General features: G+C 67.8%; 21 protein-coding genes. 16 read left to right on the top strand and 5 right to left on the bottom strand.

What is annotated here, in order from left to right:
* Positions 1–3: 3 nt before the first annotated feature.
* Genes cydB through SZ55_RS24155 form a run of 3 tightly spaced genes read left to right on the top strand, consistent with a single transcriptional unit; the run spans position 4 to position 1,555 of the window.
* Entirely contained in the window at positions 4–1,146 is a 1,143-nt protein-coding gene (cydB, locus tag SZ55_RS24145; RefSeq protein WP_044412894.1) for a cytochrome d ubiquinol oxidase subunit II, read from the top strand.
* A gap of 12 nt (positions 1,147–1,158) precedes the next feature.
* A complete protein-coding gene (gene cydX, locus SZ55_RS27750) occupies positions 1,159–1,269 on the top strand; it encodes a cytochrome bd-I oxidase subunit CydX (protein ID WP_044412898.1) in 111 nt (36 codons plus the stop codon).
* Entirely contained in the window at positions 1,250–1,555 is a 306-nt protein-coding gene (locus SZ55_RS24155; protein ID WP_044412901.1) for a cyd operon YbgE family protein, read from the top strand. The genes cydX and SZ55_RS24155 overlap by 20 nt, the downstream gene beginning before the upstream one ends.
* 152 nt (positions 1,556–1,707) lie before the next feature.
* Here SZ55_RS24155 and SZ55_RS24160 read toward each other — a convergent pair whose 3' ends face one another.
* Entirely contained in the window at positions 1,708–2,463 is a 756-nt protein-coding gene (locus SZ55_RS24160) for an EAL domain-containing protein (protein WP_044412904.1), read from the bottom strand.
* 216 nt (positions 2,464–2,679) lie between these two features.
* Between SZ55_RS24160 and SZ55_RS24165 the strand changes: the two genes are divergently transcribed.
* The 5 genes from SZ55_RS24165 (at position 2,680) to SZ55_RS24185 (ending at position 9,137) form a co-directional block, all read left to right on the top strand.
* Positions 2,680–3,681: an AraC family transcriptional regulator gene (locus SZ55_RS24165; RefSeq protein ID WP_044412906.1), complete on the top strand. Its 1,002-nt coding sequence runs from the start codon at positions 2,680–2,682 to the stop codon at positions 3,679–3,681.
* 119 nt (positions 3,682–3,800) lie between these two features.
* Entirely contained in the window at positions 3,801–4,664 is an 864-nt protein-coding gene (locus SZ55_RS24170) for an MBL fold metallo-hydrolase (protein ID WP_044412909.1), read from the top strand.
* Between the two features lie 10 nt (positions 4,665–4,674).
* Positions 4,675–6,411 carry a bifunctional protein tyrosine phosphatase family protein/NAD(P)/FAD-dependent oxidoreductase gene (locus tag SZ55_RS24175; RefSeq protein WP_044412911.1) on the top strand — a complete coding sequence of 579 codons (1,737 nt, stop codon included), beginning with the start codon at positions 4,675–4,677 and terminating at the stop codon, positions 6,409–6,411.
* A complete protein-coding gene (locus SZ55_RS24180; RefSeq protein ID WP_044412914.1) occupies positions 6,408–8,177 on the top strand; it encodes a SulP family inorganic anion transporter in 1,770 nt (589 codons plus the stop codon). The genes SZ55_RS24175 and SZ55_RS24180 overlap by 4 nt, the downstream gene beginning before the upstream one ends.
* Positions 8,178–8,249: 72 nt before the next feature.
* The gene (locus SZ55_RS24185) at positions 8,250–9,137 is read left to right on the top strand and encodes a LysR family transcriptional regulator (RefSeq protein WP_044412916.1); all 888 of its coding nucleotides are present in this window, start codon (positions 8,250–8,252) and stop codon (positions 9,135–9,137) included.
* A 3-nt stretch (positions 9,138–9,140) separates the two neighbouring features.
* Here SZ55_RS24185 and SZ55_RS24190 read toward each other — a convergent pair whose 3' ends face one another.
* On the bottom strand, positions 9,141–9,773 hold the full coding sequence (locus tag SZ55_RS24190) for a TetR family transcriptional regulator (protein WP_044412919.1): 633 nt from the start codon (positions 9,771–9,773) through the stop codon (positions 9,141–9,143).
* Positions 9,774–9,980: 207 nt separating this feature from the next.
* Here SZ55_RS24190 and SZ55_RS24195 point away from each other — a divergent pair, with 207 nt between their 5' ends.
* From SZ55_RS24195 to SZ55_RS24210, 4 genes are all read left to right on the top strand, one after another.
* Positions 9,981–11,123 (top strand): efflux RND transporter periplasmic adaptor subunit, encoded by a 1,143-nt coding sequence (locus tag SZ55_RS24195; RefSeq protein ID WP_044412922.1) that lies wholly within the window; start codon positions 9,981–9,983, stop codon positions 11,121–11,123.
* 12 nt (positions 11,124–11,135) lie between these two features.
* Positions 11,136–14,270, top strand: a complete 3,135-nt coding sequence (locus SZ55_RS24200; protein ID WP_044412925.1) for an efflux RND transporter permease subunit — start codon at positions 11,136–11,138, stop codon at positions 14,268–14,270.
* Positions 14,267–15,718 carry an AdeC/AdeK/OprM family multidrug efflux complex outer membrane factor gene (locus tag SZ55_RS24205; RefSeq protein WP_044412927.1) on the top strand — a complete coding sequence of 484 codons (1,452 nt, stop codon included), beginning with the start codon at positions 14,267–14,269 and terminating at the stop codon, positions 15,716–15,718. Before SZ55_RS24200 ends, SZ55_RS24205 begins: the two co-directional genes overlap by 4 nt.
* Before the next feature lie 973 nt (positions 15,719–16,691).
* The gene (locus SZ55_RS24210; protein WP_044412929.1) at positions 16,692–17,507 is read left to right on the top strand and encodes an outer membrane protein OmpK; all 816 of its coding nucleotides are present in this window, start codon (positions 16,692–16,694) and stop codon (positions 17,505–17,507) included.
* Positions 17,508–17,755: 248 nt separating this feature from the next.
* Here SZ55_RS24210 and SZ55_RS24215 read toward each other — a convergent pair whose 3' ends face one another.
* The gene (locus SZ55_RS24215) at positions 17,756–19,213 is read right to left on the bottom strand and encodes a sodium:solute symporter family protein (protein WP_044412932.1); all 1,458 of its coding nucleotides are present in this window, start codon (positions 19,211–19,213) and stop codon (positions 17,756–17,758) included.
* A 391-nt stretch (positions 19,214–19,604) separates the two neighbouring features.
* On the opposite strand from SZ55_RS24215, the gene SZ55_RS24220 reads away from it, so the two are divergent.
* The gene (locus SZ55_RS24220) at positions 19,605–20,450 is read left to right on the top strand and encodes an arylamine N-acetyltransferase family protein (protein WP_044412935.1); all 846 of its coding nucleotides are present in this window, start codon (positions 19,605–19,607) and stop codon (positions 20,448–20,450) included.
* Here SZ55_RS24220 and SZ55_RS24225 read toward each other — a convergent pair.
* Positions 20,437–20,736 (bottom strand): antibiotic biosynthesis monooxygenase family protein, encoded by a 300-nt coding sequence (locus tag SZ55_RS24225; RefSeq protein WP_044412937.1) that lies wholly within the window; start codon positions 20,734–20,736, stop codon positions 20,437–20,439. The genes SZ55_RS24220 and SZ55_RS24225 overlap by 14 nt on opposite strands.
* A gap of 34 nt (positions 20,737–20,770) precedes the next feature.
* Positions 20,771–21,487: a helix-turn-helix transcriptional regulator gene (locus SZ55_RS24230; RefSeq protein ID WP_044412940.1), complete on the bottom strand. Its 717-nt coding sequence runs from the start codon at positions 21,485–21,487 to the stop codon at positions 20,771–20,773.
* 279 nt (positions 21,488–21,766) lie between these two features.
* Between SZ55_RS24230 and SZ55_RS24235 the strand changes: the two genes are divergently transcribed.
* The 3 genes from SZ55_RS24235 to SZ55_RS24245 all read left to right on the top strand — a co-directional run bounded on the left by SZ55_RS24235 (position 21,767) and on the right by SZ55_RS24245 (position 23,346).
* Positions 21,767–22,435 carry a hypothetical protein gene (locus tag SZ55_RS24235; protein WP_044412942.1) on the top strand — a complete coding sequence of 223 codons (669 nt, stop codon included), beginning with the start codon at positions 21,767–21,769 and terminating at the stop codon, positions 22,433–22,435.
* A gap of 149 nt (positions 22,436–22,584) precedes the next feature.
* On the top strand, positions 22,585–23,079 hold the full coding sequence (locus tag SZ55_RS24240) for an RDD family protein (RefSeq protein ID WP_044412945.1): 495 nt from the start codon (positions 22,585–22,587) through the stop codon (positions 23,077–23,079).
* Between the two features lie 9 nt (positions 23,080–23,088).
* Positions 23,089–23,346 carry a Pathogenicity locus gene (locus tag SZ55_RS24245; RefSeq protein WP_044412948.1) on the top strand — a complete coding sequence of 86 codons (258 nt, stop codon included), beginning with the start codon at positions 23,089–23,091 and terminating at the stop codon, positions 23,344–23,346.
* Positions 23,347–23,844: the final 498 nt, after the last annotated feature.

Raw genomic sequence — 23,844 nt, forward strand, 5'->3', positions numbered from 1 at the left:
GCCATGCTGGATTACGAAAGCCTCAAGCTGATCTGGTGGGTCCTGGTGGGCGTGCTGCTGATCGGCTTCGCCCTGACCGACGGCTTCGACCTGGGAGCGGCGGCGCTGCTGCCGATCGTCGGCCGCACCGACAGTGAACGCCGGGTGGTGATCAACACCATCGCACCGCACTGGGACGGCAACCAGGTCTGGCTGATCACCGCGGGCGGCGCGCTGTTCGCCGCCTGGCCGCTGGTCTACGCCGCCGCCTTCTCGGGCTTCTACTGGGCGATGCTGCTGGTGCTGTTCGCCCTGTTCGTGCGCCCGGTGGGCTTCGACTACCGCAGCAAGCTGGCCAACACCCGCTGGCGGCAGACCTGGGACTGGGGGCTGTTCGCCGGGGCGCTGGTGCCCTCACTGGTGTTCGGCGTGGCCTTCGGCAATCTGCTGCTGGGCGTGCCCTTCCAGTTCGACGGGGACCTGCGGGTGAGCTACCACGGCAGCTTCTGGCAACTGCTCAACCCCTTCGGCCTGGTGGCCGGGGTGACCAGCCTGTCGATGCTGATGCTGCACGGCGCCACCTGGCTGATGATGCGCACCGAGGGCGATGTCGCCCTGCGCAGCCGGCGCGCGGCGCAGGTGGCGGCGCTGGTGTACCTGGCGGCCTTTCTCGCTGCGGGGTCCTGGCTGTGGCTGGGCGGCATCGGCGGGCAGGTGATCGCCGCTCCGCTGGAGACCGGCAAGGCGCTGAGCCCGCTGGCCAAGCAGGTGGCCGTCGGCAACCCCGGCTGGCTGGGCAACTACGCAGCCTACCCGTGGACCATGCTGGCGCCGGTGCTCGGCGTGCTCGGCGCGCTGCTGGCCCTGGCCGGTGCCTCGGCGCGGCGCGGCGGGCTGGCCTTCCTCGGGTCGAGCCTGGCCATCGTCGGCACCCTGTGCACCGCCGGCTTCGCGCTGTTCCCCTTCGTCATGCCCTCCTCGCTGGACCCGATGTCGAGCCTGACGGTGTGGGACGCGGTGTCCAGCCACAAGACCCTGGGGATCATGTTCGTGGTGGCCTGCCTCTTCGTGCCGCTGATCCTGATCTACACCCTCTGGGGCTACGCGAAGATGTGGGGCCGGGTGACCACCGCGCACATCGACGAAAACACCCATCGCCTCTACTGAAGGAGCCCGACCATGTGGTACTTCGCCTGGATACTCGGTGTGCTGCTGGCCTGCAGCTTCGGGATCATCAACGCGCTGTGGCTGGAAACCACGCAGAACCTGGATGAGGACGCCAGTGACTGAGCCCCGCGCCCTGAGCGCCGCCCCGCTGGGGCGAGCGCTCTCGCTGCTGCTGGCGGCGCCGCTCGCGCTGCTGTTGCTGATCCACCCCGGTGCCTTCGTCGACGACGCGGGCGCCTACTCCCACGGCCTGCTGATGCTGACCATGCTCGGCATCAGCGGCGGTTTCGTCCACGGCGTGGGCTTCGTCCCGCGCGCCCTGCCCTGGCGCCTGCTGTTCAGCCCCTGGTGCGCCTGGCCGTTGCTGGTGCTGGGCTACGCGCTGCTGGCCCGGGCGCAGGGTTTCTGAACGCCCCCGCGCAAGGCGGGGGGTATCGGCAGTTGTGAAGTTGTCGAGTTGGTCAACTTACAATTGCACTTCGCCCATGTTCGAAAGTGTTATCAACGCCACGCCAGTGCATTCACCAGACGGTTAAGCTGCGCAACTCTCGCGCATACCCATCAGAACTTCAGTGATCCATTGCCCGGTATATCCGGGTGATCGACACGCGGCATGCCGAACAAGAAGCCTTGCAGCCATTCGACATTTACCGCGCAGGCAAGTTGATGGTCGGCCGGGGTTTCGATGCCTTCGAGTACCACCACCGGGGATATATCCCGGCAGGTTTCGACGACCTGTTCCAGACGCCTGAGTGCCGAGCCACCCTCCCGTGCTTCCACCAGGTAGCTGCGGTCGATCTTGATGATGCCGGGGCGCGCCTCGGCGACGAAATCCAGGGTGAAGCAGCCGGCGCCGAGGTCGTCCACCGCCACCTTGCAACCCAGGTGGGAGAAGCGCTGGAAGAACGCCAGGGCATCGGCGTGGCTGCCGAAGCGGGCGCTCTCGGTGATCTCGATGACCAGCCGACCGGCCAGTTCCGGACGGTCCTCGAACAGGCCGCCCAGAGCCTCCCAGCCGGGGTCGAGGGTGGCGCTCAGGGCCGAGATGTTGCAGCCGAGGGTGAGGGCTGGGTTGCGGTCCAGCAAGCGCACGACGTTGGACACCACCGAGGCGTCCAGCAGGCGGATACGCCCCAGGCGCTCCAGCAGGGCGATGGGATTGCAGGGAAACGGTTCGGCCAGGCTGCGCAGCAGGCCTTCGTAATAGAGAACACGATGGGGGTGCCGGGAATGGACCACCGGTTGAAAGGCCAGGCCCAACTTCCCGTCGTTCAATGCATCGTAGAACTCACAGGCAAGATCACTGGATTGGGACATGCGCGCACACAAGGACGACCTCGATGAATGTTTTAAATCCACAAAGAACCGGCATGCGCGGGAACATGCACGCACATAAAACTTTGTGAAGTTTTTCACGGAAATTATCCTATTGCGAAGAAATGCGCGGTAAGTGTCCGGGGACACCTTTTCCTTGTCCTGAAGTACAGGGCGACCCCACTTCCAAGAACTCAATGACCCGGCCTGGATAGATTCATGTACGCGATTACCGCCGCCTGTTCGAAGGTCCTGTGGAAGGCCCTGGTCAAGTCAGGAGTCGACCCGGACAGCCTGGCGATCCCCGCACAGGAGATCGAAGCCGCGCTGGCCAGTGGCGCGCCAATCCGGACGGCAGTGATCTACGGCCTGTTCGACGAGGCCCTGCGGCAGACCGGCAACCCGGATCTGGGCCTGCTGGCCTACCACTACGCCCATCCCTCGGTGTGGAGCCCGTTCACCTACAGCATCATGTCCGCCCCGACCCTGGGCAACGCGCTGGAACGGGTGGTGGAGTACCACCCGCTGATCAGCAGCGGCTCGCAGCTGTTCCTCGACCGGGACAGCGCCGGCAACCTGGTGCTGCACGGGCGCGAGCTGGGCCAGCTGAGCGCCCCCCGGGCCTTCCTCGACGCTGGCGCGGCGCTGGTGCTGGCATTGATCCACTGGCTGGAGCCCTATCACCGGCCGATGCCGATCCGCGTGGAGTTCACCTACCCCGAGCCGGAGAACACCGCCCGCCTGGCGCGCCTGTTCGGCCCGGACCTGGTGTTCTCCGCGCGCACCAATGCCCTGGTGTTCTGCCCGTCCATCGCCGAGCTGCCGCTGCCCACCGCCGACGAAGCGCTGGACGCCCTGCACGCCGAGCGCGCCCAGCACATGGCCCACGAGATCCTCAACGGTTCGGTGGCGGCCCGGGTGCGCCGCCTGCTGATGGAGCTGATCGCCGCCCAGGCCCGCCCTACCCTGCCGGACATCGCCGAGCGCCTGGGCCTCAGCCCGCGCAGCCTGCAGAACGCGCTGGACCGCGAGGACACCCACTTCAAGGCCATCGCCGACGATTGCCGCCTGCGCCTGGCCCACGACTACCTGAGGCGCTCCACGCGGAGCATCAAGTACATCGCCACCACCCTCGGCTTCAACGACCAGAGCAGTTTCCACAAGGCCTGCCTGCGCTGGTTCGGCATGTCGCCCAATCGCTACCGCGCCGACCTGGGTTGAATACCCGAAGGTTTCAGCGCGCCGCCGCATATATCAAAAAAATATAAATATATAACTGGATGACAGCTATGCTCAGCTCCATACAAATACCCCAAGGGGTATTTAAGGAGAGCTGAACCATGACTGCCCACGTTGAACCCTTCTTCGACCCCGCCACCTTCACCTACAGCTACGTGGTGAGCGACCCGGCCTCTCGGCGCTGCGCCGTGGTCGACTCGGTGCTCGACTACGACCCCGCCGCCGGGCGCACCCGCACCGCCAGCGCCGACCGCCTGATCGCCTACGTGCGCGAACAGGGGCTGACCCTGGAGTGGATCCTGGAGACCCACGTCCACGCCGACCACCTCTCCGCCGCGCCCTACATCCAGCGCCAGCTGGGCGGCAGGCTGGCCATCGGCGAGCACATCACCGTGGTGCAGCGGACCTTCGGCACGCTGTTCAACGCCGAGAGCGGCTTCGCCACCGATGGCAGCCAGTTCGACCACCTGCTCAAGGACGGCGACCGCTTCAGCGTCGGCGGCATCCAGGCCCAGGCGCTGCACACCCCCGGCCACACCCCGGCCTGCATGACCTACCTGATCGGCGACGCCGCGTTCGTCGGCGACACCCTGTTCATGCCCGACTACGGCACCGCCCGCTGCGACTTCCCCGGCGGCGACGCGCGCACCCTGTACCGCTCCATCCGCCGGCTGTTCGCCCTGCCGGACACCACCCGCCTGTTCATGTGCCACGACTACAAGGCCCCGGGGCGCGAGCACTTCCTCTACCAGACCAGCGTGGGCGAGGAACGTGCCCACAACGTGCACGTACACGAAGGCATCAGCGAAGACGAGTTCGTCGCCATGCGCCAGGCCCGCGACGCCACCCTCGGCATGCCCGCCCTGATCCTGCCCTCGGTGCAGGTGAACATGCGCGCCGGGCAGTTGCCGCCGGCCGAGGCCAACGGCACCCGCTACCTGAAGATTCCCCTGAACGCACTCTGAGAGGCCGACCATGGACAGCATCAAGCGCCTCACCCCCTTCATCGCCGTCTCCACCCAGTTGCAGCCGGCGGACATGGGCACCCTGGCCGCCGCGGGCTACCGCTGCGTGATCAACAACCGTCCGGACAACGAGGGCGAGCAGCAGCCCAGCTCTGCCGAGATGCAGGCCGCCGCCCAGGCCAACGGCCTGGACTACCACCACCTGCCGGTGGTGTCCGGGCAGATCCGCGATGCCGACGTCGAGGCCTTCAACGCCCTCCTCGCCCAGGTGCGTGGCCCGGTGCTGGCCTACTGCCGGACCGGCACCCGCTCCTGCAGCCTGTGGGCCCTGAGCGAGGCCCACCACCTCGACCCGTTGGCCCTGCTGGCCACCGCCCGCGAGGCGGGCTACGACCTCAGCGGCCTGGCCCCGCGCCTGGAACAGCGCTGGCAGGACGCACCGCGTGCCGAGCCCAGCCACGCCAGCCCCGGCCAGCGCTACGACGTGGTGGTGGTGGGCGGCGGCGCCGCCGGCTGCGCGGTGACCGCCAGCCTGCTCAAGCGCCAGCCCGGCTTGCGCATCGCCGTGGTGGAGCCCCGCGACCAGCACCACTACCAGCCCGGCTGGACCCTGGTGGGCGCCGGCGTGTTCGACCGCGCCCGCACCGAACGCCCCATGGCCCAGTGCATCCCGCCCCAGGCGCAGTGGGTGCACGCCGCCGTGGCCGCCTTCGAGCCGGAGCAGCAGTGCGTAGTGCTGGAAGACGGCACCCGCCTGGCCTACCGAGCCCTGGTGGTGTGCCCTGGGCTGAGCCTGGACTGGGGCGCCATCGACGGCCTGGAGGAAACCCTCGGCCGCAACGGCGTCACCTCCAACTACCGCTTCGAGCTGGCGCCCTACACCTGGCGCCTGGTGCAGGAACTGCGCGAAGGGCGCGCCCTGTTCACACAGCCGCCGATGCCGATCAAATGTGCCGGCGCACCGCAGAAGGCGCTCTACCTGTCCTGCGACTGGTGGCAGCGCGAGGGCCGGCTGGGCGCCATCCAGCCCGAGTTCTGCAGCGCCGGTGCCGCGCTGTTCGGCGTGGCCGACTTCGTCCCGACGCTGATGGGCTACATCGAGCGCTACGGCGTGAACCTGCAGCTGACCACGCAACTGGTGAAGGTGGACGGTCAGGCGCGGCGTGCCTGGTTCCGCCAGACCGACAAGGACGGCCAGGTCCACGAACTGGAGAAGACCTTCGACCTGCTCCATGTGGTGCCTCCGCAGAAGGCCCCGCGCTTCATCCGCGACAGCGTGCTGGCCAACGCCGAGGGCTGGGTCGAGGCCGACCACGAGACCCTTCGCCACCCGCGCTTCGGCAACATCTTCAGCCTGGGTGACGTCTGCGCTGCGCCCAATGCCAAGACCGCCGCCGCCGTGCGCAAGCAGGCCCCGGTGGTGGCGGAGAACCTCCTGGCGGTACTGGCCGGCCGTGGGCCAAGGGCGCTCTACGACGGCTACGGCGCCTGCCCGCTCACCGTGGAGCGCGGCAAGGTGGTGCTGGCCGAGTTCGGCTACGGCGGCAAGCTGCTGCCCACCTTCCCCCTCGACCCACGGGTGCCGCGCCGCCTGGCCTGGGACCTGAAGGTGCGGGCCATGCCCGGCATCTACTTCGACATGATGCTGCGAGGCCGCGAGTGGCTGGCCGAGCCCAAGCACCTGCCCCATGAACCCCTGGCGGTGGAGGCCCCGGCCGCCTGCGACTTCGAGCGGGAACGGAAGTGAGCCTCAAGCACTGGCTGCCCTTCACCGACTGGCTGCGTGGCTACGACCGCGCCGCCGCCGGCCAGGACGCCCTCGCCGCAGTGATCGTGACCCTGATGCTGGTGCCCCAGAGCCTGGCCTACGCCATGCTCGCCGGGCTGCCCCCCATCGCCGGGCTCTACGCCAGCATCCTGCCGTTGCTGGCCTATGCGCTGTTCGGCTCCAGCCGCACCCTGGCGGTGGGGCCGGTGGCGGTGGTGTCGCTGATGACCGCCAGCACCCTGCAGCCGCTGTTCCCCGCCGGGGGGGCCGAGTACGCCAGCGCCGCCCTGCTGCTGGCCCTGCTCAGCGGCCTGCTGCTGGCGGGCATGGCGGTGCTGCGCCTGGGGTTTCTCGCCAACTTCCTGAGCCACCCGGTGATCTCCGGCTTTATCAGCGCCTCCGGGTTGCTGATCGCCTGCGGCCAGCTCAAGCACCTCCTGGGTGTACAGGCCGGCGGCGACACCCTGCCGGAGCTGCTGCCCTCGCTGGTCCAGCACCTGCCCTCGCTGAACCCCACCACGCTGCTGATCGGCGGGCTCAGCCTGCTCTGGCTGTGGTGGGCACGCAGCCGGGCCAAGGCCACCCTGCTCCGCCTCGGCCTGCCCGCCGGCCTGGCCAGCGCCCTGGCACGGGCGGCGCCGGCCCTGGCCATCGTGGTGGCGATCCTCGCCGTCAGCCTGCTGGGCCTCGGTGCCCACGGGGTGAAGGTGGTGGGGGACATTCCCTCGGGGTTGCCCGGCTTCACCCTGCCCAGCCTGGACCCGGCGCTGGCAGCCAAGCTGCTGCCTTCCGCCCTGCTGATCAGCCTGGTGGGCTTCGTCGAATCGGTGTCGGTGGCGCAGACCCTGGCCGCCACCCGGCGCCAGCGCATCGGCCCGGACAACGAGCTGCTCGGCCTCGGTGCGGCCAACGTGGCGGCGGCCTTCAGCGGCGGCTTCCCGGTCACCGGCGGCTTCGCCCGCTCGGTGGTGAACCACGACGCCGGCGCGCAGACGCCCCTGGCCGGGGTGATGACCGCCGGCGGCATCGCCCTCGGCACCCTGCTGCTGACGCCGCTGCTGCACGAACTGCCCCAGGCGGTGCTGGCCGCCACCATCATCGTCGCGGTGCTCAGCCTGGTGGACCTGGGCTCGCTGCTGCGCACCTGGCGCTATGCCTGGCAGGACGGCGCCGCGCAGCTGGCCACCATGGCCGGCGTGCTGCTGATGGGGGTGGAGAGCGGCATCCTGCTGGGCGTGGGCCTGTCGCTGCTGCTGTTCCTCTGGCGCACCAGCCGGCCGCACATGGCAGTGGTGGGCCAGGTGCCGGGCAGCGAGCACTTCCGCAACGTCGAGCGCCATGCGGTCAACGAGAGCCCGACGGTGCTGTCCCTGCGGGTGGACGAGAGCCTGTACTTCCCCAACGCCCGCTACCTGGAGGAGCGCATCGTCGAGCTGATCGCCCAGCGGCCCCAGGTGCGCCACCTGGTGCTGATGTGCTCGGGGGTGAACCTGATCGACGCCAGTGCGCTGGACTCCCTGGAGGCCATCGTCGAGCGCCTGCGGGCCAGCGACGTGCAGTTGCACCTGTCCGAGGTGAAGGGCCCGGTGATGGACCAGCTCGGTCGCAGCACCTTCCTGCGCACCTTCGGCGGGCAGGTGTTCCTCAGCCAGTACCAGGCGCTGAAAGCCCTGGCCCCGGACAGCCTGCAGGAGCCGGCGCCGCACCACCCGTGCGTGGCGCACCTGCCCCGGCGCTCGCCCTGACAGCCGCTCATTCGTGCCCGAAGGGGCGCTATGCTTGCCCGGCATTTGCGCCCCGTTCACGAATGAGCCGCCATGAAAGCCACTTCCGATGAGCTCCTGCACTTCGTCGCGGTCGTCGACTGCGGTTCCATCAGCGCCGCTGCCGAACAGCTGCACCTGACGCCCTCGGCCATCAGCCGCAGCCTCGCGCGGCTGGAGGGCAAGCTCGCCACCACCCTGCTCAACCGCACCACCCGGCGCATGGAGCTGACCGAGGAGGGGCGCTTCTTCCTCGACCAGGCGCGGGACATCCTGCAGCGCATGGACAGCCTCGAAGAGCGCCTGGCCCTGCGCCGCCAACGCCCCGCCGGGCGTCTGCGGGTCAACGCCGCCTCGCCCTTCATGCTGCATGCGGTGGTGCCCCACGTCGGCGCCTTCCGCGCGCTGTACCCGGACATCCAGCTGGAGCTGAACACCAACGACCAGATCATCGACCTGCTGGAACAGCGCACCGACGTGGCCATCCGCATCGGCCCGCTGGGGGATTCCAGCCTCCACGCCCGCCCGCTGGGGGCCAGCCGCCTGCACCTGCTGGCCAGCCCCGACTACCTGGCCCGCCAGGGCCGGCCCGAGCGGGTGGAGGACCTGGCCGGGCACAGCCTGCTGGGCTTCACCCAGCCGGAGAGCCTGAACCTGTGGCCGTTGCGGCACGCGGGGGGCGAGCAGTGGCGGATCACCCCGAGCCTCAGCGCCTCCAGCGGCGAGACGCTGCGCCAGCTGGCCCTGGCCGGCGAGGGCATCGCCTGCCTGGCGAGTTTCATGAGTGATCGGGACCTGGTCGAGGGGCGTCTGGTGAAGCTGCTGGGGGAGGCCATGAGCGACTACCGCCAGCCGATCCACGCGGTGTACTACCGCAACACCCAGCTGGCCCTGCGCATCCAGTGCTTCCTCGACTTCCTCCAGGCGCGCCTGGCCGGCTGAGGCTCAGCGGCGCAGGGCGGGGCTGAAGCGGAGCATGTCCAGCAGGGCATCGACCATGGCTTCGGCCTGGTGCTCCAGGTCGAGGCCTTCCGGCACCAGCAGCCAGTTGGCCTGCAGCCCGTCGATGTAGGCATGCACCGCCACGGCGGCGCGCGGGCAGTCGAGGTCGGCCGGCAACTGGCCCTTGCCGACGGCATTGGCCAGGGTGCGGGCGATGCGCTGGTCGCACTCGATGCCGAAGGCCTGCATCCGGCGCCGCAGGTCGCCCAGGTCGTCGGTGTATTCGCACTTGTGCTGGAGGATTTCGGTGATGCGACGGCTCTGCGGGTCATCCACCAGGCGCAGCAGCAGGCGCACCAGCAGCTGGCGCATGCGCCCGAGGGGGTCGCTCTCGCGCTCGCTCTCGCTGGCGCGGGCCAGCTCCTCAAGCGGGCTGCGCAGGCGCTCGCAGAGGGCCTGGAACAGGTCGACCTTGTTCTCGAAGTGCCAATAGATGGCGCCCCGCGACACACCCGCATCCGAGGCAATCTCCGCCAGAGAGGCGCGGGAAACGCCCTTGTCATAAAAGACGCGCTCGGCGGCATCCAGGATCTGGATGCGGGTTTCCTCGGCTTCTTCCTTGGTTCGTCTGGCCATGCCTACAGGTGCTTTGAATGAAAGGTACGAATCGGCGAAATCCCACATCTCTATCGACACATTCTCTGACAGAGATACCGGAAGAATCATTTACAAACGTTCACGCATGTAAGTATATTCGTTAGCAGCCTAAAGAATCTACCCTCACTGTCTGTGGGGGTTTCGCCCGTTCGGGCACACAAATTCTCACAACGAGGTCTTACACAGATGCAGAAGAAGCCAGCCTTCGCCGCCATGGTTTCCGCCGTCGCTCTGGCTACGCTCACGCTCGTCGGGTGCCAGGAGGCCTCGGCACCGCCGCCTCAGCAGACGCCCCAGGTGGGCATCGTGACCCTGCAGGCCGAGCCCTACACGCTGACCACCGAGCTGCCGGGCCGCACCAGCGCCTTCCGCATCGCCGAGGTACGCCCGCAGGTGGACGGCATCATCCAGAAGCGCCTGTTCCAGGAAGGCACCGAGGTGAAGGCCGGCCAGCAGCTGTACCAGATCGACCCGTCCGTCTATCAGGCATCGCTGAAGAGCGCCGAGGCGACCCTCGCCTCCGCCCGTTCCCTGGCCGACCGCTACAAGGCCCTGGTGAGCGACCAGGCCGTGAGCCGCCAGTCCTACGACGAGGCCCGCGCCGCCCAGCTGACCGCCGAAGCGGCACTGGAGAAGGCCCGCATCGACCTGCGCTACACCAAGGTGCTGGCCCCCATCAGCGGCCGCATCGGCCGCTCCGCCGTGACCGAGGGCGCGCTGGTCAACAACGGCCAGACCACCGCCATGGCCACCATCCAGCAGCTCGACCCGATCTACGTCGACGTCACCCAGTCCACCAAGGAGCTGCTGCGCCTGCGCCGTGACCTGGAGAGCGGCCAGCTGCAGAAGGCCGGCGACAACGCCGCCAAGGTGCGCCTGACCCTGGAAGACGGCAGCACCTACGAGCACGAAGGCACCCTGGAGTTCTCCGAGGTGTCGGTGGACGAAGGCACCGGCTCGGTGACCCTGCGCGCCATGTTCCCCAACCCCGAGCACACCCTGCTGCCGGGCATGTTCGTGCACGCCCAGCTCAGCTCCGGCGTCAACCAGCAGGCCATCCTCGCGCCCCAGCAGGGCGTGACCCGCGACCTCAAGGGCCAGGCCGTGGCCATGGTGGTGAATGCCGAGAACAAGGTGGAGATGCGCCAGCTGGAAGCCGACCGTGCCGTGGGTGACCGCTGGCTGGTGACCAAGGGCCTGAACCCGGGTGATCGCCTGATCACCGAAGGCCTGCAGTTCGTCCAGCCCGGCATCGAGGTCAAGACCGCCCCGGCGACCAACGTGGCCCAGGCCAAGCCCGCCGAAGCCGAGCCGGCCAAGCGCTCATAAGGAGCCCGTTCCATGTCGAAATTCTTCATCGACCGGCCGATCTTCGCCTGGGTGATCGCGCTGGTGATCATGCTGGCCGGCGGCCTGTCCATCCTCAAGCTGCCGATCAACCAGTACCCGAGCATCGCCGCGCCCGCTGTGGCGATCCAGGTCAGCTACCCCGGCGCCTCGGCGCAGACGGTGCAGGACACCGTGGTGCAGGTCATCGAGCAACAGCTCAACGGCATCGACGGCCTGCGCTACATCGCCTCGGAGAGCAACTCCGACGGCAGCATGACCATCACCGCCACCTTCGAGCAGGGCACCAACCCCGACATCGCCCAGGTGCAGGTGCAGAACAAGCTGCAGTTGGCCACCCCGCTGCTGCCCCAGGAGGTCCAGCAACAGGGCATCCGCGTCACCAAGGCGGTGAAGAACTTCCTGCTGGTGATCGGCGTCGTCTCCGAAGACGGCTCCATGGACAAGAACGACCTGGCCAACTACATCGTCTCCAACATGCAGGATCCGATCTCGCGGACCAAGGGCGTGGGCGACTTCCAGGTGTTCGGAGCCCAGTACGCCATGCGCATCTGGCTCGATCCGGCCAAGCTGAACAACTACCAGCTGACCCCGGTGGACGTGAAGACCGCCATCCAGGCGCAGAACGTGCAGATCTCCTCCGGCCAGCTCGGCGGCCTGCCCGCCTCCCCCGGCCAGCAGCTCAACGCCACCATCGTCGGCAAGACCCGCCTGCAGACCCCCGAGCAGTTCCGCGAGATCCTCCTCAAGGTCAACCGCGACGGTTCCCAGGTGCGCCTGCGTGACGTTGCCACCGTGGAGCTGGGCGGCGAGAACTACAGCATCAGCGCCCAGTTCAACGGCAACCCCGCCTCCGGCATGGCCATCAAGCTGGCCACCGGCGCCAACGCGCTGGACACCGCCAAGGCCATCCGCCAGACCATCTCCGAGCTGGAGCCGTTCTTCCCGCCGGGCATGAAAGTGGTGTTCCCCTACGACACCACCCCGGTGGTCAGCGCCTCCATCGAGGGCGTGATCCACACCCTGGGCGAAGCCATCGTCCTGGTGTTCCTGGTGATGTTCCTGTTCCTGCAGAACTTCCGCGCCACCATCATCCCCACCCTCGCGGTGCCGGTGGTGCTGCTGGGCACCTTCGGCGTGCTCGCCGCGTTCGGCTTCACCATCAACACCCTGACCATGTTCGCCATGGTCCTGGCCATTGGCCTGCTGGTGGACGACGCCATCGTCGTGGTGGAGAACGTCGAGCGGGTGATGGCCGAGGAAGGCCTCTCGCCGCTGGAAGCCACCCGCAAGTCCATGGGCCAGATCCAGGGCGCCCTGGTGGGTATCGCCCTGGTGCTCTCGGCGGTGTTCCTGCCGATGGCCTTCTTCGGCGGCTCCACTGGCGTGATCTACCGGCAGTTCTCCATCACCATCGTCTCGGCCATGGCCCTGTCGGTGCTGGTGGCCCTGGTGTTCACCCCGGCGCTGTGCGCCACCCTGCTCAAGCCGGTGCACGGCGGCCACCACGAGAAGCGCGGCTTCTTCGGCTGGTTCAACCGCACCTTCGACCGCAGCGTGCGCGGCTACGAGCGCGGCGTGCGCAGCATCCTCACCCGCAAGCTGCCGTACCTGCTGATGTACGTGGTGATCCTTGGCGTCATGGCCTGGCTGTTCACCCGCATCCCCACCGCCTTCCTCCCCGAGGAAGACCAGGGCGTGCTCTTCGCCCAGGTGCAGACCCCGTCCGGCGCCAGCGCCGAGCGCACCCAGGTGGTGGTCGACCAGATGCGCGAGTACCTGCTGACCCAGGAGAAGGACACAGTCAAATCGGTGTTCACCGTCACCGGCTTCAACTTCGCCGGTCGCGGCCAGAGTTCGGGCATGGCCTTCATCATGCTCAAGCCGTGGAACGAGCGCCCCGGCGCCGAGCACAGCGTGTTCGCCCTGGCCAACCGCGCGCAGATGCACTTCTTCAGCTTCCGCGACGCCATGGTGTTCGCCTTCGCCCCGCCGGCGGTGATGGAGCTGGGCAACGCCACCGGCTTCAACTTCTTCCTCCAGGACCGTGCCGGCGTCGGCCATGAAACCCTCAACGCCGCCCGCGACCAGTTCCTCGCCCTCGCCTCGAAGGACCCGGTGCTCACCCGCGTGCGGGCCAACGGCCTGCGCGACGAGCCGCAGTACCAGTTGCTGATCGACGACGAGAAGGCCCGTGCCCACGGCGTCTCCCTCTCCGACATCAACAACACCGTGTCCATCGCCTGGGGCGCCAGCTACGTCAACGACTTCATCGACCGTGGCCGGGTGAAGAAGGTCTACCTGCAGGGCGAAGCCGATGCGCGGATGAACCCCGAGGACCTGAACAAGTGGTACGTGCGCAACGACCAGGGCCAGATGGTGCCGTTCAGCGCCTTCGCCAGCGGCGAGTGGACCTACGGTGCGCCCAAGCTGGCCCGCTACAACGGCGTGTCGGCGGTGGAGATCCTCGGCGAGGCGTCCCCGGGCCACAGCTCCGGTGAAGCCATGGCCGCGGTCGAGCGTATCGCCAAGCAGCTGCCGGCCGGCGTCGGCTACTCCTGGACCGGCCTCTCCTACGAGGAGCGCCTGTCCGGTTCCCAGGCCCCGGCGCTGTACGCGCTCTCGCTGCTGGTGGTGTTCCTCTGCCTGGCGGCGCTCTACGAGAGCTGGTCGATCCCGTTCTCGGTGATGCTGGTGGTCCCGCTCGGGGTGATCGGTGCGCTGCTGTTCACCAGCCTGCGCGGCCTGTCCAACGACGTGTTCTTCCAGGTCGGCCTGCTCACCACCATCGGCCTCTCGGCGAAGAACGCCATCCTCATCGTGGAGTTCGCCAAGGAGCTGCACGAACAGGGCAAGAGCCTGTTCGACGCCGCCGTGGAAGCCTGCCGCATGCGCCTGCGCCCGATCATCATGACCTCGCTGGCGTTCATCCTCGGCGTGGTACCCATGGCCATCTCCAGCGGCGCCGGTTCGGGCAGCCAGCACGCCATCGGTACCGGCGTGATCGGCGGCATGCTCACCGCGACCATCCTGGCGATCTTCTGGGTGCCGCTCTTCTATGTACTGGTCTGCTCGCTGTTCAAGGACAAGCGCAGCAAAGACGAACTGACCAAGGAGGCCGCCGAATGAGGCCGTCCCTGCTGTCCCTCACGGTCGCCGGCGTCCTGCTCGGCGGCTGCTCCCTGATCCCCGACTACCAGCGCCCCGAGGCCCCGGTGGATGCCGCCTGGCCCCAGGGCGAGGCCTACACCGCCAGTGACAGCGGCGCCCAGTCCCGGGTGGCCGCCGCCGATCTCGGCTGGCGCGAGTTCTTCCAGGACCCGGCCCTGCAACGCCTGCTGGAAAGCGCCCTGGCCAACAACCGCGACCTGCGCGTGGCGGCCCTCAACGTCGAGGCCTACCGCGCCCAGTACAGCATCCAGCGCGCCGACCTGTTCCCCAGCGTCAGCGCCGATGGCAGCGGCACCCGCCAGCGCATGCCGGCGGACCTCTCCAGCAGCGGCCACGCCACCACCAGTGGCTCCTACGCCGCCACCCTGGGCGTCAGCGCCTGGGAGCTGGACTTCTTCGGCCGCGTGCGCAGCCTGACCGAGCAGACGCTCGAACAGTACCTGGCCACCGAGGAAGCCCAGCGCAGCGCGCAGATCAGCCTGCTGGCCAGCGTCGCCAACGCCTACCTCACCCTGCAGGCCGACCAGGCCCAGTTGCGGCTGACCCGCGACACCCTGAAGACCTACCAGGAAAGCTACGCCCTCACCCAGCGCAGCTTCGACGTGGGCGTGGCCGACGCGCTGTCCCTCAGCCAGGCCCGTACCGCCGTGGAAAGCGCCCAGGTGACCCTGGCGCAGTACACCCGCCAGGTGGCCCAGGACCGCAACGCCCTCACCCTGCTGGTGGGCGGCCCGCTGCCCAACGACCTGCCCCAGGGCGAAGTGCTGAGCGACGACCAGTTGGCCGAAGTGCCCGCCGGCCTGCCCTCGGAGATTCTCCAGCGGCGCCCCGACCTGCTCCAGGCCGAGCACCAGCTGAAGGCCGCCAATGCCAGCATCGGCGCGGCACGGGCGGCGTTCTTCCCGCGCATCACCCTCACCGCCAACGCCGGCAGCCGCAGCGCCGAGCTGTCCGGGCTGTTCGACGCCGGCTCCGGCAGCTGGCTGTTCCAGCCGCAGATCAGCCTGCCGATCTTCAACGCCGGCCGGCTGAAGGCCAGCCTCGACTACGCCGAAGTGCAGAAGAACATCCAGGTGGCGCAGTACGAGAAGGCCATCCAGACCGCGTTCCAGGAAGTCGCCGACGGCCTTGCCGCCCGCACCACCTACGAACAGGAGCTGGACGCCCAGCGCAACCTGGTGCGCACCTCCGAGGAGTACTACGGCCTGGCCGAACGCCGCTACCGCACCGGCGTGGACAGCTACCTGACCCTGCTCGACGCCCAGCGCCAGCTGTTCAGCGCGCGCCAGCAGCTGATCAGCGCCCGCCTCAAACAGCTCACCAGCGAGGTCAACCTGTACAAGGCCCTCGGCGGCGGCTGGAACGAGCGCACCGCCAGCACCACCCCGGCGGCACCGAAATCCTGATTCGCGTGTATCGGCCGACGGAAGCGGCCACCCTTGCTGCGCGATGCCCCCGCCCCATGGCGGGGGCTTTTTTATGCGCGCGGAAAACGCGTTTCCCCTTCACCGGAAGCGCCACGACGGACCACGTCGGTGGCGTGGTGGAAACGGCCCTGATGGCGATTCTTACATCCACCAGCGGTGCCATGCCGGACTCCATTGGTGGATCGGTGGAGTCCGTAGGATGCGGTGAGCCCGGCGAACCGCATCAATCCAGGCCCGGCCCACCATGATGGGCTTCGCACAGCTCAGCCCATCCTACGAGTGCCTCGGCGCCATCCGGTGAGCATCGAGCCAGGGGGTTATAGCCAAGGCCTGGGTGCCGGGAGTTGGTGGATGAAAAGAGCGTCATCCCCCCTGCGTCGCCGCTGCCCCGTAGGGTGGGTCGCGCTCCACCGATCCACCGTCTCGACGCCGGAACGGTGTGAGTCCGTAGGATGCGGTGAGCTCGGCGAACCGCATCAATCCAGGCCCGGCCCACCATGATGGGCTTCGCACAGCTCAGCCCATCCTACGAAGCGCCTCGGCGCCATCCGGTGAGCATCGAGCCTGGGGGTTATCCCCAAGGCCTGGGTGCCAGGGCTTGGTGGATCGGTGGAGCACGGTCCACTGCGATGCCTCTGCCCGCGTGGGCTGAAGCCCACCCTACGGGGCGGCGGGACGGCTCGTTGGGTCGCCCCAAACTGATGCAGGCCTGTTCGATCGGTCAGCTCCGGCCGCCCATAACCGTGCAGCCCCCGCCCCTCCACAAGTCGGAATTTGACCTCGAAACACCGATAACCCCTTGAAACATCGGGGCCTATCCCGATAATCCCGCGCCCGGGGAAGGCGTCGCGAAAAACTGGCTCCTTTCTTGCTCTGGCAGGCAAGCCTGACCAATCAGACAGCTTCCACACAGAGGGAAGCCAATAAAACCAGCACCAGGAGCCCATCCCGAATGAACCGTACCCTCTCCGCTCTCGCGCTCGCCGGCGGCCTGCTGACCGCTGGCCAAGCCCTGGCCGACGGTCCCCTGCTGTGGCAGAACAACAGCATCACCTACCTCTACGGGCAGGACTTCAAGGTCAACCCCGAGATCCAGCAGACCTTCACCTTCGAGCACGCCAGCGGCTGGACCTGGGGCGACCTGTTCCTCTTCGTCGACCAGATCAACTACAACGGCAAGGCCGACGCCAACGCCGGCAACAACACCTACTACGGCGAGATTTCCCCGCGCCTGTCCTTCGGCAAGCTGTTCGACCAGAAGATCGCCTTCGGCCCCGTGACCGACGTGCTGCTGGCCGCCACCTACGAGCGTGGCGAGAACCGCAACCAGAACTACCTGCTCGGCCCGGGCTTCGACCTGGCCCTGCCCGGCTTCGACTACTTCCAACTGAACTTCTACTACCGCAAGCCCGACGGCATCACCAAGAACCCGTCCGGCCAGTGGCAGGTCACCCCGGTGTGGTCCTACACCGTGCCGGTGGGCAAGTCCGACATCCTCATCGACGGCTTTATGGACTGGGTCTGGAACAACAAGGACGCCACCACCAACCGCCCCAACGACCTGCACGCCAACCTGCACTTCAACCCGCAGATCAAGTACGACCTGGGCAAGGCCCTGGACCTGGGCGCCAAGCAGCTCTACGTGGGTGTCGAGTACGACTACTGGAGCAACAAGTACGGCATCGACGACAACAGCTTCCTAGGCGACAAGATCCTCGGCGGCACCGACCAGAACACCGCCAGCCTGCTGGTCAAGGTGCACTTCTGATCCATCCGCGCGCCGGCGTCCTGCCGGCGCGCCTCGGGTCCCGGCACCCGCCCTCTCTGCTCTTCACCTCCCCCACCACACTCCCCACGCACACCCGCCGGCCCATCCAAGGCACGGATTCGGCACGGCCGCACCTCGGGCAGCACAGGGCCGCCGCCTGGCACGCGGAGTCAGTCAGTACGAAGAGGAAGGGGTAACGCGGGCGGGCAGGCAAAGCGCCCTCCCCTGTCCGGGGAGGGCGCCCGGGGTCAGGCGCGGGCCGATGCAGAGGCGGTGATGCCCTGCACACTCTGGCCACGGTCACGGCTGAACTGCGGGATCAGCGAACCGATCACCATGCCCAGCAGGCTCATCAGCAGGCCGGCCAGTTGCGGCGGCCAGAAGTCGGTTTCCTGGTAGGTCAGCTCCAGGGACACCCAGCTCAGCAGGCCGAAGGCAATGGCGAACAGCGCGCCCTGGGTGGTTGCCCGCTTCCAGAACAGGCCAGCGAACAGCGGCACCACGGCGGCCACCAGGGTGACCTTGTAGGCGTTGCCGACCATCTCGTAGATGCTGGCGTTGGAGTTCAGCGCGAACACCGAGGTGGCGATGGTCATCAGCACCACACTCACGCGCATGGCCAGCAGGAACTGACGGTCGCTCATGGCCGGCACGAAGTTCTTCAGGATGTTCTCGGTGAAGGTCACCGACGGCGCCAGCAGGGTGCCGGAGGCGGTGGACATGATCGCCGACAGCAGCGCGCCGAAGAACATCACCTGGGCGAACAGCGGGGTCCGCTCCATGATCAGGTGCGGCAGGATCATCTGCGAATCCTCGGCCAGCCACTTCTGCACCATCGCCGGATCGATCAGCGAGGCCGCGTAGGTGAGGAAGATCGGCAGCATGCAGAACGACAGGTAGAACACCGCACCGGCCATGGAGGCGCGGGCGGCGATGTTCTCGGTCTTGGCCGACATGACGCGGGCGTAGACGTCCTGCTGCGGGATCGAGCCCAGCATCAGGGTCACCGCCGCCGCGATGAAGGCCACGATGTCCCGAGGCTCGAAGCCGTGGATGAAGGTGAACTTGCCCTCGGCTGCGGCGTGGCTGATGACCACGTCGGCACCGCCGGCCATGCCGCCGATCAGCCAGGTCAGGTACACCAGGCCGACCACGATGATGATCATCTGCATGAAGTCGGTCAGCGCCACCGACCACATGCCGCCGAACAGGGTGTAAAGCAGCACGATACCGGTGCCGATCAGCATGCCCTGGGTGGTGCTGATGGAACCGTCGGAGAGCACGTTGAACACCACGCCCAGGGCGGTCAGCTGCGCCGCCACCCAGCCCAGGTAGGAGCCGATGATCACCAGGCTGGTGAAGATCTCGACGTGCGGGCCGTAGCGCTTGCGGAAGAAGTCGCCGATGGTCAGCAGGTTCATGCGGTACAGCGGACGCGCGAAGATCAGGCCCACCAGCATCAGGCAGCCGAAGGAACCGAACGGGTCCTCGATGATGCCGGCGAAGCCTTCCTCGATGAAGGTGGCGGGGATGCCCAGCAAGGCCTCGGAACCGAACCAGGTGGCGAACACCATCGCCGCGACCAGGGGGAAGGACATGCTCCTGCCGCCGGCGGCGAAATCCTTGGAGTTCTTGACGCGAGTGGATGCGTAGAAGCCGACACCGACGGTGATCAGCAGGTAGACCGCAACAAACCAGATCAGCATGGGATGAATACCAGTGGCTCGCCCGTCATCCGGCGTGGGCTGGGCCCGCTAGGCCGCCGGGACTGACAGAATTTTTGTTTTCGTGGCGCGTCACGACCGGCGAGTGCTCCCCCTGAAGGCGCAGGCCTTGCCGGGGTCGTGGCCACCTGCCGCAACGGGCGAGCAGTCTGCCAAACCCGTCAAATATGTCAAACAGATACGCGCCCGGTGATCGCAAAAAGCGACAAACGATAGTCGTAGGCGCGACACAAGCAATTGATAAATCAGGAATTTGTCAGACAATTTGGCGGGCGACGTTGCGTATATTTCACAGCCCCGTTTCATAACCAGAACAAGCGGCAGGTTCACGGCGCTCTGCTAGCATCCTCGGGTCACGCCCATGGAGCCCGGCATGCACCCGCTCACCCCCGACCAGACCCACGCCTACCTCGCCCACCTCGGCCTTCCCGCACCGCAACGCCTGGATCGGGAGGCCCTGGATGCCCTGATCGCCGCGCACCTGGCGCGGGTGGCCTTCGAGAACCTCGACGTGCTGCTGGCACGGCCCATCCACATCGACGCCGAGCGGGTCTTCGCCAAGGTGGTGGAACGCGGCCGGGGCGGCTACTGCTTCGAACTCAACGGCCTGTTCGGCCGGCTGCTGATGAGCCTGGGTTTCCGCGTCACGCCGCTGGTGGCACGGGTGCGCTGGGGGCTGCCCGCCGAGGCGCCGCTGACCCTCACCTCGCACCTGATGCTGCGCATCGACCTGGCCGGCGGCGCCTACCTCGCCGATGTCGGCTTCGGCTCCGCCAACCCGACCCGCGCCCTGCCCCTGGAAGGCCGCGAGGGCCTGGGCGACCTGCCCTTCCGGCTGCTGCCGACGAGCGAAACGCAGGGCGACTTCCACCTGGAGACCCGCATCGGCGAGGCCTGGCTGCCGGTCTACCACTTCAACCTGCAGCCCCAGCCCTGGATCGATTACACCCCGCGCAACTGGTACACCTCCACCCACCCGGACAGCCTGTTCTGCCAGATGCTGGTGGCCGCCCGCACCGAGCCCGGGCAGCGCCTGACCCTGCGCAACGGCCTGTTCACCCGCCGCACGCCCGATGGCCAGGCACACCAACGCACCCTCACCGACCCGGACGCGGTGCTGGAGGTGCTGCAGCACGAATTCCGCCTGGCCCTGCGTGACGACGATCTGGCCGCCCTGCGCCAGCGCCTGGTCGGCCTGCTGGCGGCTACGCCGGGCTGAAGTGCCCCATGAAGATCACTTCCTGGATCTCCCGCAGGTAGGGCTGGAAGCGCAGGTCCCGCTCGCTGAAGGCCCGCGCGGCAGCCAGGGCCTGCTCGTGGGAGGTCCACTCCACCAGGTCGGCGTAGACCGGCGCGCCCTCGACAGCGGCCAGGCCGCGCAGGCCGATGAAGCCCTCGAAATCCCGCAGTGCCTCGCGCACCTGTTCGCGCAGCTCCGCCACCCGCGCCTCGCGACCGGGCTTGGTGGTGAACAGCACCAGTTCCAGAACCGATGACTCTTGCATGTTGATCGCCTTCCGCTGGGTGGGACGACGCAGCCTAGAGGCCCCCTGCTGACAGCGTGCTGTCAGTGGCCGGCTCCGGCGCGCAGCGCTGGCACATGTAGGCCTCCAGGCTCGGCGCCTCGCCAGCGGGCGCGGCAGCGGGCAGGCGCGCCAGTGCCTGGATGCGGTCCACGCGGAAGTCGCGGTATTCCCCACGCAGGTCGCACCAGGCCGCCACCGTCCACTTGCCCACCCAGTAGAACAACCCCACCGGCTGGATCACCCGCTGGGAGGCGCGCTCGTCCAGGCTCAGGTACTCGATGCGCAGCGCCGCACGGTCGCGGATCGCCCGGCGCAGTGCATCCCAGTGGCGCATCTGCTCCTGGGTGAAGGGGCTGACGAAGGCCCGCACCGGCGCCGCTTGCGGGTCCAGCCCATGGGCCGGCACCGCCGCCTGGATCTTGCTCAGCAACGAGCGCGCTGCCCCGGCCATCTCCGCGCCCACCGTGCGCGACAGCAGCTCGACGCCCAGCAGCAACGCATCCAGCTCATCGGCATTGAGCGCCAGCGGCGGCAACTCGAAGTGCTCGTCCAGCGCATAGCCCACACCGGCCTCGCCGTAGATCGGGATGCCGCTCAGGGACAGATCGTCCACGTAGCGGTAGATGGTCCGCACCGACACGCCCAGGCGCTCCGCCAGGCGTCGGGCGCTGATGGGCTGGTGGGCACGGATCAGGTTCACCACCTGGAACAGGCGATCGGCCTTGCGCATGACAGGGGTCGTCGTGAAAGGGAAACCGGCGGGCATTTGCGCACAGCGTCCGGGGAAAAACCAGCGCCGCCGGGCCACCACCTGCCGGGAACGCCACCGCCCCCGCAGAAATGTCCCGCCCGGCCCTCTATGCTGCGAGGCGCCGCCAACCGGGGAATGCCCATGTCCAGCAAGACGGAAATCATCCAGTAGTTCATCGCCTCCGGCGAAGCCGACTTCGCCGCCGCCAACAGCTCCAACGCCTACTACTGCAGCCACCACCCGAGCATCACCCCGCTGGTGAAGAAGCCGCCGAAGGAGCTCGATGACGCCACCCTGCAGGCCTTCTACTACTACCTGCTGTTGAACGGCGGCACACCGCCCGTTGAGAGCCAGCGCCACCTCGACCTGCTCACCGCTGCAGCGACGGACGCGGCCCGTGTGCTGGCCGAACACGGCTACCCGCGCTGCCGCCTCAAGCGCTGGGAGATGGTCCTGCTGTTCGGCGGCGAGATGACCCTGGAGGCCCACGCCCGCCGCCTGGCCCTGCTCGCCCAGGTTGGCCGCTTCGCCCACCAGCCCGGCATGCTGGCCAAGGCCGCGAAGCTCAGGGCCGAATTCGGCGAGGACGCCTGGCTGCACAGCGAAATCACCCGCGTGCTGCAGGCGGTGCCGTTCGCCCGGCTGGCCTTCGACCGCGACAACCTGGATTTCAGCCTCGCCTTCATCGGCGTGCTGTTCATCTTCCTGCTCGGGGCCGACGACGCCGACCAGCGCCTGCTGTTCGCCTGGTTCAAGCAGGCCACCGACGCCCTGCAGGACATCCCCCACTACAAGACCCGCGACGAACAGGTGCGCAGCCTGGTCTGGGTGCTGTTCCGCTTCGCCGACGCCGCAAAGGCCAGCGGCCTGGTCCAGGCCCTGCTCGCGGAATACGGCGAGACCTGGTGCCGCGAATACAGCGCCTGACGGAAAAACCACCAGCCGTCTGAACCCCACGGGCGGCCGGGGCCGCAGCGATCCGCCCCAATGTTATCCACAGCTTGCCCCACAGAAATTGTGGGCAGCGGTACACCGCCCGAACGCTCGGATCACAGTCGGAAGGAGGGCCCTGGTTTATGCTGGCGCACCTTTCAATCCTCCTGTGGTTACCTGACATGGAAGTTTCCCGCACCCGAATGCTGCTCTTGCGCGGCATTGCCTTCACCCTCGACATCGCCCTGATCGCCGGTCTGGTCGCGCTCCTCTATCTGCCGACCAGGCAGGTGCTCGCCGCCATACTGCCGGCGGCCCTGTACTTCCCGCTGTGCGAATGGCTGCTGCGCGGCTTCACCCCAGGGAAATGGATTTGCCGTATTCGAGTGATTGCTCCGAATGGCGAACCGCCTCACCTCACCCAGGTGCTGATTCGCAGCGCTTTCCGTCTGGTGGAAACCAACCCCTTCCTGCTGGGCGGCCTACCAGCTGCTGTCGTCTTCATCTGGTCCCGCCAGGCGCAGCGGATGGGCGATATGTGGGCCTTCACCTTCGTCATCCCGGTCAGCGACCTCGCGAGGATTCGCCAACGCATCGCCGAGATGGAAGACGCGCCCCCACCACAACCGGAAAGCTGAGGCCCGACCATGAGCGCCCCCCAAGGCTTCACCCCCGAGACCCGCGCCCAACTGGTAGCCCTCAAAGGCGTCGGCCCCACCGTGGTCAGCCGCCTGGAACAGATCGGCTTCCGCGACCTGGCGCAACTGGCCCGCTGCGAAGCCGCCGACCTGACCCTGCAGATCGCCCGCATGATGGGCTCCACCTGCTGGCACAACAGCCCCCAGGCCCGCGCCGCCATCCAGGCCATCATCGACTTCGCCCGCACCCAATCCCCAACGGATTGACGAAAGCGTCGCCCCGTAGGATGCGGTGAGCTACGCGAACCGCATCAAGCCCACCTCCGCGCCACGCCAACGATGGGCTTCGCACAGCTCAGCCCATCCTACGGACCGCATCCGTAGGATGCGGTGAGCCACGCGAACCGCATCAAGCTCACCTCCGCGCCACACCAGCGATGGGCTTCGCACAGCTCAGCCCATCCTACGGACCGCATCCGTAGGATGCGGTGAGCCACGCGAGCCGCATCAACCCCCACCTCCGCGCCACGCCAGCGATGGGCTTCGCACAGCTCAGCCCATCCTACGGGCCGCACCGCCACCCCACTGTCATCGACGATTGGCTGGCGAAAAAGCGAACAATGCCCAGCAGGCCAAGCTTGGCGGGCATTGCCAGCGCTTCTCCCGACGTTATCCACAGCCCCACCCACAGGTTCTGTGGGCACTCCAAGGCTGAACTGACCATGCCAAGCGCACGTGCCAACGTGAAACGCCTCGCGCCGAGGA

Origin of the sequence: Pseudomonas sp. FeS53a (assembly GCF_000931385.1) — a bacterium.
Taxonomy (GTDB): Bacteria; Pseudomonadota; Gammaproteobacteria; order Pseudomonadales; family Pseudomonadaceae; genus Metapseudomonas; species Metapseudomonas otitidis.

Bases quoted from the DNA above. Each gene is read 5' to 3' on its own strand.
- SZ55_RS24240 (WP_044412945.1), top strand. From the start codon at position 22,585: ATGCTGGCGCACCTTTCAATCCTCCTGTGGTTACCTGACATGGAAGTT.
- SZ55_RS24215 (WP_044412932.1), bottom strand. From the start codon at position 19,213: ATGCTGATCTGGTTTGTTGCGGTCTACCTGCTGATCACCGTCGGTGTC.
- SZ55_RS24165 (WP_044412906.1), top strand. From the start codon at position 2,680: ATGTACGCGATTACCGCCGCCTGTTCGAAGGTCCTGTGGAAGGCCCTG.
- SZ55_RS24245 (WP_044412948.1), top strand. From the start codon at position 23,089: ATGAGCGCCCCCCAAGGCTTCACCCCCGAGACCCGCGCCCAACTGGTA.
- SZ55_RS24175 (WP_044412911.1), top strand. From the start codon at position 4,675: ATGGACAGCATCAAGCGCCTCACCCCCTTCATCGCCGTCTCCACCCAG.
- SZ55_RS24210 (WP_044412929.1), top strand. From the start codon at position 16,692: ATGAACCGTACCCTCTCCGCTCTCGCGCTCGCCGGCGGCCTGCTGACC.
- SZ55_RS24220 (WP_044412935.1), top strand. From the start codon at position 19,605: ATGCACCCGCTCACCCCCGACCAGACCCACGCCTACCTCGCCCACCTC.
- cydB (WP_044412894.1), top strand. From the start codon at position 4: ATGCTGGATTACGAAAGCCTCAAGCTGATCTGGTGGGTCCTGGTGGGC.
- SZ55_RS24230 (WP_044412940.1), bottom strand. From the start codon at position 21,487: ATGCGCAAGGCCGATCGCCTGTTCCAGGTGGTGAACCTGATCCGTGCC.
- SZ55_RS24160 (WP_044412904.1), bottom strand. From the start codon at position 2,463: ATGTCCCAATCCAGTGATCTTGCCTGTGAGTTCTACGATGCATTGAAC.
- SZ55_RS24225 (WP_044412937.1), bottom strand. From the start codon at position 20,736: ATGCAAGAGTCATCGGTTCTGGAACTGGTGCTGTTCACCACCAAGCCC.
- cydX (WP_044412898.1), top strand. From the start codon at position 1,159: ATGTGGTACTTCGCCTGGATACTCGGTGTGCTGCTGGCCTGCAGCTTC.
- SZ55_RS24155 (WP_044412901.1), top strand. From the start codon at position 1,250: ATGAGGACGCCAGTGACTGAGCCCCGCGCCCTGAGCGCCGCCCCGCTG.
- SZ55_RS24170 (WP_044412909.1), top strand. From the start codon at position 3,801: ATGACTGCCCACGTTGAACCCTTCTTCGACCCCGCCACCTTCACCTAC.
- SZ55_RS24195 (WP_044412922.1), top strand. From the start codon at position 9,981: ATGCAGAAGAAGCCAGCCTTCGCCGCCATGGTTTCCGCCGTCGCTCTG.
- SZ55_RS24200 (WP_044412925.1), top strand. From the start codon at position 11,136: ATGTCGAAATTCTTCATCGACCGGCCGATCTTCGCCTGGGTGATCGCG.
- SZ55_RS24205 (WP_044412927.1), top strand. From the start codon at position 14,267: ATGAGGCCGTCCCTGCTGTCCCTCACGGTCGCCGGCGTCCTGCTCGGC.
- SZ55_RS24185 (WP_044412916.1), top strand. From the start codon at position 8,250: ATGAAAGCCACTTCCGATGAGCTCCTGCACTTCGTCGCGGTCGTCGAC.
- SZ55_RS24190 (WP_044412919.1), bottom strand. From the start codon at position 9,773: ATGGCCAGACGAACCAAGGAAGAAGCCGAGGAAACCCGCATCCAGATC.